Below are 13,317 nucleotides of genomic sequence, written 5' to 3'. Positions count from 1 at the left end.
GCTGCCGATGCCGCGCCCGTTCATGGCGGGTATCGGCCATACCTACCTGGCGCATGCCGCCGACGCCTCGTTCCCGAGCGACCACGTCACGCTGCTGGCCACGCTCGGCTTCGTCCTGGTCCGCGCGCGCAGCGCCGGCTTGCGCGTGAGCGGAGCCGGCCTGCTGGCGGCCGCGGCCGCCACGGGCTGGGCGCGTGTCTACCTCGGCGTACACTTTCCGCTGGACATCGCCGGCGCGTTCGCGCTGGCGGCGTGTTGCGCGGCCATCGCGGCGGGCGCGTCCACCCGCCCGCTGCTTGCCACGCTCACGGCGCGTGCCGAGCAGCTTTACCGATACGTACTGGCCAGACCGATCGCGCGCGGATGGCTCAACCCATGACACTGGGAGACCCGATGGCGCCCGTTGCGCAGCGTGCCGCCGGCAATGGCGTGCCCTCCCCTGTGTTTGCCGTGCCTCCCGCGGCCGCCAGCCTGGTCGTCAGTGGGGTGGTAGGCGTCGGGCGCGGGCCGTTCAGCCTTGCCGTGGAGCCTGGCCGCTGCGTGGTGCTGTCCGGCGCTTCCGGCGCGGGCAAGAGCCTGCTGTTGCGCATGATCGCCGACCTCGACCCCAATCGCGGCGATGTCAGGCTGGGCCTGGTGCCGCGCGAAAGCATGAGCGCGCCGGCCTGGCGGCGCCAGGTCATGTACGTGGCGGCGGAGTCCGGGTGGTGGGGCGACGACGTGCTCGACCACATGGAAGATGCGGCGGCGGCACAGGCACTGCTGGCCCGCCTGCACCTGCCGCCGGACATCCTGCRGGCCGCCACGGCGCGCCTGTCCACCGGCGAGCGGCAGCGCCTGGCCCTGATCCGCGCGCTGGTGCGCCGGCCGCGCTTCCTGCTGCTTGACGAGCCGACCTCGGCGCTGGACGCCACCGCCACGCTCGCCGTGGAAGCCCTGCTTGACGATTGCAAGGCGCAGGGACTCGGGCTGCTGGTGGTGTCGCACAATCCCGCCCAGGTCGCGCGGCTGCAAGACCGCCACTACCGCCTCGGCGCCACCGGGCTGGAGGCGGTGCCGACATGACCCCGATCCCGCTCTCGGCCTACGATCTGGCGCTGGCCAGCCTGCTTGTGCTCGGCGGCGCCGGGGCATCGCTGGCCATGTCGCTGGGCGTGCACCGGAGCCTGCTCTGGGCCGCCGGCCGCATGGTAGTGCAGTTGCTGCTGGTCGGCCTGGTGCTGCGCACGGTGTTCGGCCTGTCCTCGCCGCTGGCGACCGCGCTGACCGTGACGGCCATGATCGCGGCCGCCGCGCGCGAGGTAGGCAGCCGGCAGGAGCGGCGCCTGGCGGGCCCCTGGCATGCGCTGATCGGCGCCGCCGCCGTGAGCCTGCCCACTCTGGTGGTGACCGTGCTGGCGCTGACCACGGCGTTGCGCCCCACGCCCTGGTACGACGCCCGCCATGCCATCCCGCTGGCCGGCATCATCCTCGGCAACGTCATGAACGCCGCCAGCCTGGCGCTCAACGGCGCCTTTACCGCCGTCTGGCATCAGCGCGCGGCGATCGATGCGCGCCTGGCGCTGGGCGACGACCGCCATGCCGCGCTGCGCGTGATCGTGCGCCAGGCGGTGCGCAGCGGTATGCTGCCCACCATGAACACCATGGCCGCGGCCGGCATCATCACCATGCCCGGCATCATGACCGGCCAGATCCTGGCCGGCATGGACCCGATCGCCGCGGCGCGCTACCAGATCCTGCTGATGTTCCTGCTCGCCGGGGGCAGCATGCTCGGCGTGATCCTGGCCGCCACGCTGGCGGTGCGGCGCCTGACCGACCACCGCCAGCGCCTGCGCCTGGACCGGCTGCAGCGGCGCTGACGGCGACCCATCAACGTACAAAGGACCCCTGCCATGCGCCTGCTGCTGGTGGAAGACGACCCGATGATCGGCGAAAGCGTGGAGGAAGGCCTGCGGGCCGAAGGCTATGCGGTTGACTGGGTCAGGGACGGACGCCTGGCCGATGCCGCGCTGGCCGCCAATGCCCCCGGCACCTACGACGCCATGCTGCTCGACCTGGGCCTGCCCGGGCGCTCCGGCGAAGACGTGCTGCGGCAACTGCGCGCGCGCGGGCTGGCGCTGCCAGTGCTGATCCTGACCGCGCGCGACGCCACCGCGGACCGCGTGCGCGGACTCGACGCCGGGGCCGACGACTACCTCGTCAAGCCGTTCGATCTAGACGAACTGTTTGCCCGCATCCGCGCGCTGCTGCGCCGCAGCGCCGGGCGCATCAGCAGCGAGCTGGCCCATGGCCGCGTGCGCCTGGACCCGGCCACGCGGGAGGTACGCTGCGCGGGCGAGATCGTCGCGCTGTCGATGCGCGAGTTCATGGTGCTGCAGGCCCTGATGGAACAGCCCGGCCATGTGGTCTCCCATGAGCGCCTGCGCGAAGCCGTCTACAACATGAACGAGGAAATCAGCAGCAATGCGGTGGAAGTCCATATCCACGCGCTGCGCAAGAAGCTCGGCGCGGACTTCATCCGCAACGTGCGCGGTGTCGGCTACAAGCTGGGAGGCTCGGCATGAGGACGATCCGTGCCCAGTTGCTGGCCGGCCTGCTCGGGGCGATGCTCATGTGCGCCCTGGTGGCGGGCGCGGGCGCATACTTCAAGGTAAGGCGAGAAGCCAGCGAGGTCTTCGATGCGCAACTGGAGCAGGCAGCGCGCATACTGCCGCCACACCTGGCGAGCGAAACCACGCCGCCGCTGGGCGACCACGAACTGGACGAGGAGATCGTGGTACAGGCCTGGGACGTACAGGGCCGCCAGGTCTACGCCTCGCATCCGATCTCGCTGCCGCGCGCGGACCTGCCGGGCTTCCATGACCTGCGCGCGCAAGGCCGCGAATGGCGCATCTACGGCGCGCACGTCGGCGAGCGCTATGTGCAGGCCGCGCAATCGCTGGTGTTTCGCCGCAAGCTGGCGGCCTCGCTCGCGCTTGGCGCACTGCTGCCCATTGTGGTGCTGGTCCCGGTGCTTGGCCTGCTGATCCACTTCGTGGTGCGGCGCTCGCTGCGCCCGGTGGAGGAGATCGCGCGCGCGGTCGGCAGCCGCTCGGCCGACAGCCTGGCGCCGCTCGACGACAGCGGCCCGCCTGAACTGGTGCCGGTGGTGGAAGCGCTCAACGCCCTGCTCGACCGGCTCAGGCAATCGATGGACACCCAGCGTGCGTTCGTCGCCGATGCCGCGCATGAGTTGCGCACACCGCTCACGGCGCTCAAGCTGCAGTTGCAGCTCGCCCTGCGCGCCGACAGCGCTGACAAGCAGAAGCTGGCGCTGGCCAAGCTGGGCGACCGCCTGGACCGCACCACCCACCTGGTGGCGCAGCTGCTGACGCTGGCGCGCAGCGAGGACAGTACCTCCGCGGCCCAGTCGCTGGTCGGCGACGTGCGCCTGCACGACGTGGCCGTGCAGGTGGTACGGGAGCTGCTGCCCATGGCCGAAGCCAGGGAGGTGGACCTGGGCCTGGAAGCCCGCGACCCCGAATGCCGGGTGCGCGGCGTGGCCGGCGATCTGTTCATCCTGCTGCGCAACCTGGCCGACAACGCGATCCGCTACGCCGGCGCCGGCGGCCGGGTCGACCTGCGCATCGAGCTGGCCGATGGCGCGCCCGTGCTGGCCGTGACCGATACCGGCCCGGGCATCGCGCCGGCCGAGCGCGACAATGTGTTCCGGCGCTTTCACCGCGGCAATGCCAGCGACGCGCACGGCAGCGGGCTGGGCCTGGCGATCGTGCAGAACATTGCCACGCGCCATGGCGCCACGGTGCGGCTGGAAGACGGCCCGGCGGGCCGCGGCCTCACCGTGGCCGTGGTGTTTCCGGCGCAGGGCAGCGCATGAGCGATCACAAGCATCCGATGCAAGACCGATCTCCCACTCGCGTTCACACCGAGGTTCACCCCGAAGATCACGCCAACGCGCAACCCCGCGGACCCGAGTGGCTTGCCCGGCCGGTGGCGGGCCTGCCGGCCGGCATCTGGCTGCTGGCAGGCCTGGCGGTGCTGCTGCTGTGGTTCGGCACGCTCGGCGCCCGCCACCTGCTCAGCTCCGACGAGGGCCGCTATGCCGAGATCTCCCGCGAGATGTTCGCCACCGGCGACTGGGTCACGATCCGCTACAACGCGCTGAAGTACTTCGAGAAGCCGCCGTTCCACATGTGGGTCACGGCGCTGTCGTACACGCTGTTCGGCGTGGGCGACTGGCAGGCGCGCCTGTGCGTGGCGCTGTCGGGCATGGTGGGGCTGGTGGCGTCGATGTTCGCGGCGGCCCGCTGGTACGGCAAGCGCGCGGGCCTGCTGACCGGCCTGGTGCTGGTGGCCGCGCCGATGTGGAGCGTGGCGGCGCATTTCAATTCGCTGGACATGACGCTGTCCGGCGCCATGGCCTGCGTGCTGGCCTTCATGCTGGTGGCCCAGCATCCCGCGGCCACGCCGGCGGCGCGCCGCTACTGGATGTGGGCATGCTGGGTGGCGATGGGCGTGGCCATCCTCAGCAAGGGGCTGGTGGGCATCGCGCTGCCCGGGCTGGTGCTGGTGGTCTACACGCTGATTTCGCGCGACGTCGCCCTGTGGAAGCGTCTGCATCTCCTGACTGGCATCGCCTTGATGCTGGCGGTCACCGTGCCGTGGTTCTGGCTGGTATCGGCGCGCAATCCCGAGTTCCCGCACTTTTTCTTCATCCACGAACACTGGCAGCGCTATACCTCAACCGTGCATTCGCGCGGCGGGCCGGTCTGGTATTTCGTGCCGCTGCTGGTGGCGGGATTCCTGCCCTGGCTCGGGCTGGCGCCGCGCATGTGGGCGGTGCTGCGCGACGACCGCGCGGCGGCGCGCACGGCGACGTCACGGCAGTTCCGCCCGCCGCTGCTGCTGGCGGCCTGGGCCGGCGCGATCTTCGTCTTCTTCAGCCTGTCGGGCTCCAAGCTGCCCGGCTACATCGTGCCGGTCTTCCCCGCCCTGGGCATGCTGGCCGCCATTGCGCTCGAGCGCATCGACGACCGCGGCTGGCGCCGCCAGGTCAGCGGCATGATGGCGATCATGGTGGTCGGCCTGCTGGCCAGCCCGGTAGTGGCCACGCTGCATTCCAACCACACGGCCAACGCCGACTACCGCCGCTACGCGGTCTGGGTGGCGGCCGCGTTCGTCGTGATGCTGGCAGGGCTGTGGCCCGCCCGCCGGCTCCTGCGCACCCATGGCCGGATGGCCAGCATGCTGGTGTACTCGCTCGCCTTGTTCGCCGGATTTACCACGGCGCTGCTCGGGCACGAATCGATCGGTGGCCCGGCCTCCGGCGCGAACCTCGTGCCGGCGATCCGGGCCGTGCTCACCGACGACATGCCGATCTACGGCGTACGCACGCTGGATCACACGCTGCCGTTCTACCTGCGCCATGCCACCGTGATGGTGGAGCACCCGGACGAACTGGAGTTCGGCACGCAGCAGGAGCCGGAAAAATGGCTGCCGACACTCGATGCCTTCATCGCAAAATGGCAGGATGGCCAGCATGCCGTGGCGATCATGTCGCCCGAAACCTACCGCCTGCTGCAAGAGCGGAAGGTGCCGATGTCCAAGATCGGCGAGGACAAGCGCCGGGTGGCAGTGAGCAACTTTGCGCCGTAGGATCGCCTGATCCGGCGTCTGTGCTGGCCACGGGGGCGTGTCCTCAGCCCTCCTCAGAGCTGGACCGAGGCGTGTCCGATGCCATCGAACTCCGCGGTCACGAGGTCGCCTTCGGACGCGTCGAGGATGCCCACCCAGGTGCCAGTGGTGACAACCGTACCAGCCTCCACGCGTCGTCCCTCGCGCGTGGCGTGGCGCAGCCACGCAAGCAGTCCGTAGGCCGGATCGCCGAGCGCATGGGTGCCGCGGCGCTCGGTCGCTTCGGTGCCGATCTGCACCCGGCAACGCTGGGTAGCCCAGTCCCGGCCGACATAGTCACGCCACTCTCCGAGCACCAGTGCGCCATGTGACTGCAAGTCGGCGAGCTTCAGCAGGGCTGGCGCGGCCACGTACTGCTGCCAGCGCGAATCGACGACTTCAATGGACACCGCCATCGCATCGACCAACGCCCCCGCGCCGGCGCGGTCAAGACTGGCCGCTTGCGCGGCGTCGACGCTGCGACCGATCCGCAGCGCAATTTCAGCCTCGATGCCGCGCCTTGTGAAGGGCCAGTCGCCGGCCTGCGCGGGACTGGCCCACACGCCGGCTGACGGCAGCTGCGCATGTGTCAGCGTCGCGTCACGCGAAGCACCCCCGGATTTCCAGTAGGCGGTGCCGGCGTCTTTCCAGCCCAGCGAACGCGCCACGATCGCCTGAACGGCATAGGCCTGGTCGGCGTTTTCAAGTGCGGTGGCGAAAAGCTCCGCATCGGCGCAACGGCGCTCGCCCCGCGCGCTGAGCAGCGCCTGCGCAACCCGGTCGATATTGGATGATGTCATGCGTTCAAGTACCTCTTCAAATGTGATGAATATCGCCTTCAGCGCCGCTCGCCGGCGAGCGTGCAACGCGCGCTGCGGCGAGCGGACCGGCTTTCACGACCGGATTGCACTCGCTGTACTGCCATCGACTGCCGGGCCGGCTTCGTCGTCGGCGGCGGTCTCACCCATGGCGCGCCCGAAGGTTTCCGGCGCGAACTGCACGCTCAACGCAAACACGGCGTACATTGCAGCGAGCATGCTGAACATGCCGCCAACACCATGGCTTTCAAACACGCGGCCACTGACCAGCGGCGTCAGCGCTCCCGCCAGCGTGCCAAGCGCCAGGATCACCGAGGTGCCGAATGCGCGCACATGGGTCGGATATTGCTCCGGCGCGAAGATCCAGATCGAGGTGTTCAGCAACACCACACAGAACGTAAAGGCGGCGCCAAATAGCAGCACCAGCGCTACGTTATAGGTCAGGAAGCCGAAGCACAGCCCGGCCGCGCAGGCCAGCCCCGCGCCGACCGTCAGCACGCGCTTGCGCGGAAAGTGATAGCCGCAGTATGACGCCGCCAGCGCGCCAAACAGACTGCCGCTTTGCATCACCATGGTAAAGAGAAAGCTCTTCGAGATGGTGTAGCCCTGCGACATCAGGATGGTCGGCATCAGGGTCAGCACCGAGATCTGCGCGCCGTAGGTCATCGATACCGCAATGCCCAGTGCGATCGTGCGTCGCCCCAGTCGCCCCCTGAAGATATCGCTCAACCGCACCTTGGTGCGCGGGGCGTCGTCCTGCACCGCAGCCTTGATATAAGGTGTCGGCTCCCCGTCGAGCTTGCCCAGGCGGCCGGACGCGAGGACCGACAGCACCCGGTTAGCTTCATCCACGCGCCCCTTGGACAGCAGGAAGCGCGGCGTCTCGGGGATAAATCGCCGGTAGAACACGACAAAGAACGCCGGCAGCACCAGGCAAGCAAACAGCCAGCGCCAGCTGTCCGGCCCCGGGAACAGGGCGAACACGGCCAAGCCGAAGGCCGGGGCCAGCATATTGCCCAGGCCACCGCTGCCCACGCTGACCATCCCTACCGCGGTACCGCGGAAGCGCGTCGAGCACAATTCGGCCAGCATGGTCACGGCAATGGAGATTTCGCCGCCGAGGCCGATGCCGACAATGAAGCGGCCCGCCGCCAATACCCCATAGTTGGGTGCCAGCGCGCAGATGATGGCGCCCAGCGTGAACAGCAGCAAGTTCACGCTCAGCATCGTGCGCCTGCCGTAGCGGTCCGCGATATAGCCGGAGCCGATGCGCCCCAGCGCGGCGGCGCTGAAGGTCAGCGTATTGAGGAAGCCAATTTCCGCGACCGAGATTCCCCACTGCTCTCGCAATATGGGGCCGACCAGGCCAACGGCGTTCTGCTCGAAGACGTCGAACATCACCCCCAGCATGATCAGGAAAATGATCTTCTTGTGCGAGGCCGTTACCCCGATGCCATCCATGGCCCGGTCGAGTTCGTGCTGCTGTGGGGAATTCGGCGATTGAACTACAGTTTCTGCGCCCATCTTTGTCTCCTCCTCGTTGCGAGGGTGTCGCGGTATGTCCGCGACCTTGTCGCCGCCGTGTCCGGCGGGCGTTTGTAGAGCAGCGATAAAACTTCGTTCCGACGGCTGTTCGCTATGCCAGCGCTGGTGTCGAGTGCGGTGGCCGGCGCGCGCGCAACGCCTGCTCCGCGGCAAAGGCAAGCCGTATCAGCACGGGTTCCGTGAAAGGGAGGCCAAAGAACTCCAGTCCGACCGGCACGCCCTGGCGTGCATGGCCGTCCGGTGCCGAAAACCCGGCCGGAATGACAATGGCCGGAAAGCCGGTGGCCGATGCGAGCACACCATTGCGCTCTGCCTGGGTCTCGCCAACCGGCACCACCAGGCGCCGCTGGTGCGGAAACGCCAGAGCGTCGAGCCGATGACGCGCCATCAGGTCCTGCAGCCGCTCGCGCAATGCCTGCTGGCGCCGCAGCCGCTCGCGGTACTCGCGTTCCCGACCGCTCAGGGCAGCAGCGGTAACCAGCGTTCCCGCCACGCTCGGATGGACCTCCCCCGCGGCGATGATGTCCTTCATCGAGCGCACTGGCACGCCGGGTGCCATCCCCTTCAGGTAGGCGTCGAGATCGCGCTCCATCTCGTAGTGGTGCACAAGCGTGGAGGCCAGCAATTCGTCCGGGCTGATGGCGTCTTCAATCGCGACGAGCTCGGCGCCCTGGGCAGCGATCACCGACAGCGCTGCCTGCATGACGGCGTTGACGGGACGGTGCACCTCCTGGTCGCCGAAGAAATGGCGCAGCACGCCGATGCGCGCGCCCTTGAGTCCATCGCGGTCAAGGCTTGCGGTGTAGCTCGCCGGAATGTGCGGCGCGCCCACGCTGGTGACCGGGTCGGCATCGTCATAGCCGGAAATGACATCGAGCAGCCGCGCCGTATCGGCGACGGTGCGGGTGATCGGGCCGATGGTGTCCTGCGTCAGCCCGCACGGGACCAGCCCCGACCGGCTGACCAGCCCCATGGTCGGGCGCAGGCCAACCAGGCTGTTTGCAGAGGCCGGCGAGCGGATCGAATTGACGCCGTCGGTGCCGATGCCCAGCAAGCCGAAGCTGGCGGCGATGCCGGCGCCGGTGCCGCCGCTGGAACCGCCAGGCGTGCGCGTCAGGTCATAGGGGTTCAGGGTCTGTCCAGCCAGGGTGCTGACCGTCTCGCCTCCCGAGGCGAGTTCATGCAGGTTGGTCTTGGCCAGGACGATGGCGCCGGCCTCGCGCAGGCGGCGGATGACAAAGGCATCGCCGGCGGACAAATTTCCGCGCAGGCAGGCGGCGCCCGCAGTGGTTGCCATGCCATCGCATTCGATGTTGTCCTTGACCAGCACCGGGATGCCGTGCAGGGGCGCAAGGGCCTGTGACGGGTTGCGCCCGGCGATGGCGTCGATGCGCGCGGCCTCTTCCAGCGCGAGCGGATTGCATTGCAGGATGCTGCGCAGCATGGGACCGCTCTGGTCATACGCCGAAATGCGGTCCAGGCATTCGCGCGCCAGCTGGAGCGCGGTCAGCCGGCCCTCCCGCATCGCGGCATGCGCGCTGGCAACGGTAGCTTCCACCACGCTGAACGGGGCGTGATGTCGCGGGCCGTCCGGCCCCGGTTCGTACGAGTTTGTCATGAGAGCTTCCATGCGCCGGCAAGGGCGCGCGAAGTGTTGACGAAGGTTGCTGTGGTGCCGGGGATGCGGAGCCAGGGCGCAACGCCCGCGCCCCGCATCACCTGCTATCGGTTGACCAGCTTGGCGGGCAGCGTCCAGATCGCGAAGGCGCCAAGGATCAGAATCCCGGCGATCATGTAGTAGGCGCTATTGCCGCTCTGGGTCACGTCGCGGAGGTAGCCGATCATGTAGCCGCTGGTAAAGCCGGCGAGATTGCCGATCGAGTTGCTCATGGCAATCGCCGTCGCCGCCGCCGCGCCGCTGAGGAATGCCGTCGGCAAGGACCAGAACAGCGGCGTGCAGGTCAGGATACCGGCTGCGGCGATCGACAGGAACACCAGGGACAGCGCGGTGCTGTGCATGACCCAGGGCAGTGCCAGGAAACCGATCGCCCCCATCATGCAAGGGATGATCAGGTGCCAGCGCCGCTCGCGGTGCCTGTCGGCGCTGCGCCCGAAGTAGTACATCGCGACGATCGCCGCCATATAAGGGATGGCGCTCAGCAAGCCGATATGGAAAGGGTCGCTGACACCGGTCGACCTGATGAACGTGGGCAGCCACAACGTGATGCCGTACTGGCCCGTGACATAGCAGAAGCAGATCAGGCTGATCAGCCAGACGCGAGGGTCGGTGAATACCTTGCCGACGCGCGCCTGCGGATCCGCCGCCTTGACGTCCTCGGTCTTTGCCTGCTCGAGGACTTGTTTCTCTTCGCTGGTCAGCCACTTTGCCTTGGCAATGGAGTTGTCCAGGTAGTAGAAGCAGAAGCATCCGAGCAGGACTGCCGGTACCGCCTCGATGAGGAACATCCACTGCCAGCCGCTCCAGCCGGCCACACCCGCCATGCCGCCCATCAAGTACCCGGACAGCGGATTGCCGATGATGCCGGACAGCGGCGAACCCATGCAGTAGATGGCCATGATCTTGGCGCGCCGGTGTGACGGGTACCAACACGACAGGTAGTACACGATGCCCGGCGTGAAGCCGGCTTCGGCCAGCCCCAGCAGGAAGCGCAGCGTGTAGAACTGGGTTGGCGTCTGCACGAACGCGAAGCACGCGGAAAGCAGCCCCCACGTGATCATGATCCGGCCGATCCAGATCTTGGCGCCAAACTTGTGCAATGCCAGGTTGCTCGGCACTTCGAACAAGAAGTAGCCGATAAAGAAAATCCCGGCGCCCAGCCCGTAGACGGTTTCGCTGAAGCCCAGTTGCTGCGCCATCTGCAGCTTTGCAAAACCTACGTTGACACGATCGAGATAAGCGATCAGGAAGCAGACCATCAGGAATGGCACAAGTCGCCAGCTCACCTTGCGATATGTCGCATCCTCGAACGTCCTGATCTTTGCTCCCGCCTGCAGTGTTGTATCCACAGCGTCTCCTCTGTTTTTTGTCAGGTACGGCAGTGCTGCGCTGATCCGTTGCGATCCGTCCCGGCAGGCGCGTTGGGCACGCGTGGCGCCCGCCCCTGTCCGGGATGGAGTGGCTACGTCAGGCCGCAGCCTTGAGCGGCAGCGGCGTGGCGTGCGCGGCGAGATAGTCCATGGCGGCCACAGTGCCGCTTGCCGCGACCGGCACGCCCGACATCTTCAGGCCCATTTCGCAGCCGGCCAGCGTGGCCATCAGCGTGAGGTCGTTGCAGTCGCCCAGATGGCCGATGCGGAACATGCGGCCCTTGACCTTGCCGAGGCCCGCGCCAAGCGACATGTTGAAGCGGTCATAGATGTTCCGGCGCACCAGGTCCGCATCGACCCCGTCGGGCATCATCACGCCGGTGAGCACCGGGCTGTAGACCGCCGGGTCAGCGCACTGGATCTCCAGGCCCCAGGCACTGACCGCGCGCCGGCAGGCTTCGGCCAGGCGCTGGTGGCGGGCAAACACCTGGTCCAGCCCTTCCTCCAGGATCATGTCGAGGGCTTCGGACAGGCCATAGAGCAGGTTCGTGTTGGGCGTATAGGGCCAGTAGCCGGTGYGGTTCATCTCGATGATCTCCTCCCAGCCCCAGAAGCTGCGCGGCAACCGGGCCGCGCGAGACACTTCGATGGCCTTGGGCGACACCGCATTGAAGCTGATGCCCGGCGGCAGCATCAGGCCCTTCTGCGAGCCTGACACGGTGACGTCCACGCCCCACTCGTCATGGCGGTAGTCGGCAGACGCCAGCCCCGAGATGGTGTCGACCAGCAGCAATGCCGGGTGCCCGGCCGCGTCGATGGCGCGGCGCACGGCGGCGATATCTGAAGTCACGCCGGTCGAGGTTTCGTTGTGCACCACGCACACTGCCTTGATCGCATGCGCGGTATCGGCGCGCAGGCGGGCTTCGATCATATCGGCCTGGACCCCGTGACGCCAGCCTTCCACCCCGGGCAATCCGAGGAACTCGGGGCGGATGCCGAGGTTTTCGGCCATCTTCTTCCACAGCGTGGCGAAGTGGCCGGTCTCGAACATCAACACCGTGTCGCCGGGACTCAGGGTGTTCGACAACGCCGCTTCCCATGCCCCTGTGCCCGAAGCCGGATAGATCACCACCGGCTGCGCAGTCTTGAAGATTTTCTTGATGCCCTCCAGCACCTTCAGGCCCAGGGCGCCGAATTCCGGCCCGCGATGGTCAATGGTCGGGTAGCTGATGGCGCGCAGGATGCGATCGGGCACCGGGCTCGGTCCGGGGATCTGCAGGAAGTGACGGCCGGCCGGGTGGAAGTTGAGATTCAGCATTTGACTCCTCCTTTTGAGTTTTGAATGCAAAATACTTTACCAGACAGACTTCACGAAGGAAGCGGCAATTTGCGTAGTGTTTACCCCGGCATGCCATATACGGCGCGGGTTTACGCGGATTTTTGAGTTTCGGTTAAGCGTCTGCTAAAATCGCATGCAAACGCCAAGAGGGAATTTTGAATGCTAAAACAAGAGGTCCAAGTGATGGATTCGCCGGCCCTGGTCCTGCCTAAGGTTGAACGCCAGCGCCTTCACGACACGGTGGTCGCTCACCTGCGTTCATTCATCGTCGAGGGGGTTCTGGAGCCGGGCCGCAAGCTCAATGAACGCGAACTCTGCGAGACCCTCGGCATCTCGCGCACGCCGCTGAGGGAGGCACTGAAGGTGCTTGCCGCCGAAGGGCTGATCGATATCTCGCCCAATCGCGGCGCGACCGTATCGCGCCTTACTACCGACGAGATACTGGATACCTTTGAACTGATGAGCGGCCTGGAAGCCTTCTCCGGCGAGCTGGCCTGCGAGCGCATCACGGCCGTCGAACTGGCGGAAATCAAGGCCCTTCACTATGCGATGCTGGCATGCCGGGCGAACGAAGACCTGCCCGGCTACTACCGCCTCAATCACCAGATCCATGACCAGATCAACCTTGCGGCACGCAACACCGCGCTGCGCCAGACCTATCTGTCGGTGAACCGGCGGCTGCAGGCATTGCGCTTTCGCTCGAACTACCAGAAGCCGAAATGGGACAGCGCCATCCACGACCACGAAGAGATGCTGCTTGCCCTGGAAACCCGCGATGGCAAGCGGCTTGCCGCCATCCTGCGCCAGCACTTGCTCAACAAGCGCGATGCGGTGCTGTTGATCCAGGCTGGCGCGGCCGGCGGCACGCCGCAGGCCTAGAACGCCAACGCCGGG

The 13,317-nt window shown here is 67.4% G+C and carries 12 protein-coding genes; 7 read left to right on the top strand and 5 right to left on the bottom strand.

Annotated features, from left to right (window positions below):
- From AC1DK4_RS31395 to AC1DK4_RS31370, 6 genes are all read left to right on the top strand, one after another.
- The coding region (locus AC1DK4_RS31395; protein WP_477131999.1) for a phosphatase PAP2 family protein at positions 1–379 on the top strand (379 nt) is incomplete at its 5' end.
- Complete coding sequence (locus AC1DK4_RS31390; protein WP_477131998.1) at positions 376–1,065, top strand: ABC transporter ATP-binding protein; 690 nt, start codon at positions 376–378, stop codon at positions 1,063–1,065. The genes AC1DK4_RS31395 and AC1DK4_RS31390, both read left to right, overlap by 4 nt.
- Complete coding sequence (locus tag AC1DK4_RS31385; RefSeq protein ID WP_441621824.1) at positions 1,062–1,859, top strand: ABC transporter permease; 798 nt, start codon at positions 1,062–1,064, stop codon at positions 1,857–1,859. The genes AC1DK4_RS31390 and AC1DK4_RS31385 overlap by 4 nt, the downstream gene beginning before the upstream one ends.
- A 33-nt stretch (positions 1,860–1,892) precedes the next feature.
- On the top strand, positions 1,893–2,564 hold the full coding sequence (locus AC1DK4_RS31380) for a response regulator (protein ID WP_441621822.1): 672 nt from the start codon (positions 1,893–1,895) through the stop codon (positions 2,562–2,564).
- Positions 2,561–3,877 (top strand): ATP-binding protein, encoded by a 1,317-nt coding sequence (locus AC1DK4_RS31375; protein ID WP_441643460.1) that lies wholly within the window; start codon positions 2,561–2,563, stop codon positions 3,875–3,877. The genes AC1DK4_RS31380 and AC1DK4_RS31375 overlap by 4 nt, the downstream gene beginning before the upstream one ends.
- Complete coding sequence (locus AC1DK4_RS31370; protein ID WP_441621818.1) at positions 3,874–5,655, top strand: glycosyltransferase family 39 protein; 1,782 nt, start codon at positions 3,874–3,876, stop codon at positions 5,653–5,655. The genes AC1DK4_RS31375 and AC1DK4_RS31370 overlap by 4 nt, the downstream gene beginning before the upstream one ends.
- A gap of 53 nt (positions 5,656–5,708) precedes the next feature.
- On the opposite strand, the gene AC1DK4_RS31365 is transcribed toward AC1DK4_RS31370, so the two are convergent.
- The 5 genes from AC1DK4_RS31365 to AC1DK4_RS31345 all read right to left on the bottom strand — a co-directional run bounded on the left by AC1DK4_RS31365 (position 5,709) and on the right by AC1DK4_RS31345 (position 12,402).
- Positions 5,709–6,473 (bottom strand): fumarylacetoacetate hydrolase family protein, encoded by a 765-nt coding sequence (locus AC1DK4_RS31365; protein ID WP_441621834.1) that lies wholly within the window; start codon positions 6,471–6,473, stop codon positions 5,709–5,711.
- Between the two features lie 93 nt (positions 6,474–6,566).
- The gene (locus AC1DK4_RS31360) at positions 6,567–8,015 is read right to left on the bottom strand and encodes an MFS transporter (protein WP_441621816.1); all 1,449 of its coding nucleotides are present in this window, start codon (positions 8,013–8,015) and stop codon (positions 6,567–6,569) included.
- A 112-nt stretch (positions 8,016–8,127) separates the two neighbouring features.
- Positions 8,128–9,654 carry an amidase family protein gene (locus AC1DK4_RS31355; protein ID WP_441621814.1) on the bottom strand — a complete coding sequence of 509 codons (1,527 nt, stop codon included), beginning with the start codon at positions 9,652–9,654 and terminating at the stop codon, positions 8,128–8,130.
- A gap of 104 nt (positions 9,655–9,758) precedes the next feature.
- Positions 9,759–11,063: an MFS transporter gene (locus AC1DK4_RS31350; RefSeq protein WP_441621812.1), complete on the bottom strand. Its 1,305-nt coding sequence runs from the start codon at positions 11,061–11,063 to the stop codon at positions 9,759–9,761.
- A 118-nt stretch (positions 11,064–11,181) separates the two neighbouring features.
- Complete coding sequence (locus tag AC1DK4_RS31345; protein ID WP_477131997.1) at positions 11,182–12,402, bottom strand: pyridoxal-phosphate-dependent aminotransferase family protein; 1,221 nt, start codon at positions 12,400–12,402, stop codon at positions 11,182–11,184.
- Positions 12,403–12,582: 180 nt separating this feature from the next.
- On the opposite strand from AC1DK4_RS31345, the gene AC1DK4_RS31340 reads away from it, so the two are divergent.
- Positions 12,583–13,302, top strand: a complete 720-nt coding sequence (locus AC1DK4_RS31340; protein ID WP_441621808.1) for a GntR family transcriptional regulator — start codon at positions 12,583–12,585, stop codon at positions 13,300–13,302.
- The last annotated feature ends 15 nt before the right edge of the window (positions 13,303–13,317 follow it).

The organism is Cupriavidus sp. 05N38 (assembly GCF_056397345.1).
Note: the sequence above shows the minus strand (reverse complement) of the source record. Positions and strands in the feature narration are given on the sequence as shown.

Coding starts and splice junctions, on each gene's coding strand:
- AC1DK4_RS31385 (WP_441621824.1), top strand. CDS start 1,062: ATGACCCCGATCCCGCTCTCGGCCTACGATCTGGCGCTGGCCAGCCTG.
- AC1DK4_RS31355 (WP_441621814.1), bottom strand. CDS start 9,654: ATGACAAACTCGTACGAACCGGGGCCGGACGGCCCGCGACATCACGCC.
- AC1DK4_RS31360 (WP_441621816.1), bottom strand. CDS start 8,015: ATGGGCGCAGAAACTGTAGTTCAATCGCCGAATTCCCCACAGCAGCAC.
- AC1DK4_RS31380 (WP_441621822.1), top strand. CDS start 1,893: ATGCGCCTGCTGCTGGTGGAAGACGACCCGATGATCGGCGAAAGCGTG.
- AC1DK4_RS31365 (WP_441621834.1), bottom strand. CDS start 6,473: ATGACATCATCCAATATCGACCGGGTTGCGCAGGCGCTGCTCAGCGCG.
- AC1DK4_RS31375 (WP_441643460.1), top strand. CDS start 2,561: ATGAGGACGATCCGTGCCCAGTTGCTGGCCGGCCTGCTCGGGGCGATG.
- AC1DK4_RS31340 (WP_441621808.1), top strand. CDS start 12,583: ATGCTAAAACAAGAGGTCCAAGTGATGGATTCGCCGGCCCTGGTCCTG.
- AC1DK4_RS31370 (WP_441621818.1), top strand. CDS start 3,874: ATGAGCGATCACAAGCATCCGATGCAAGACCGATCTCCCACTCGCGTT.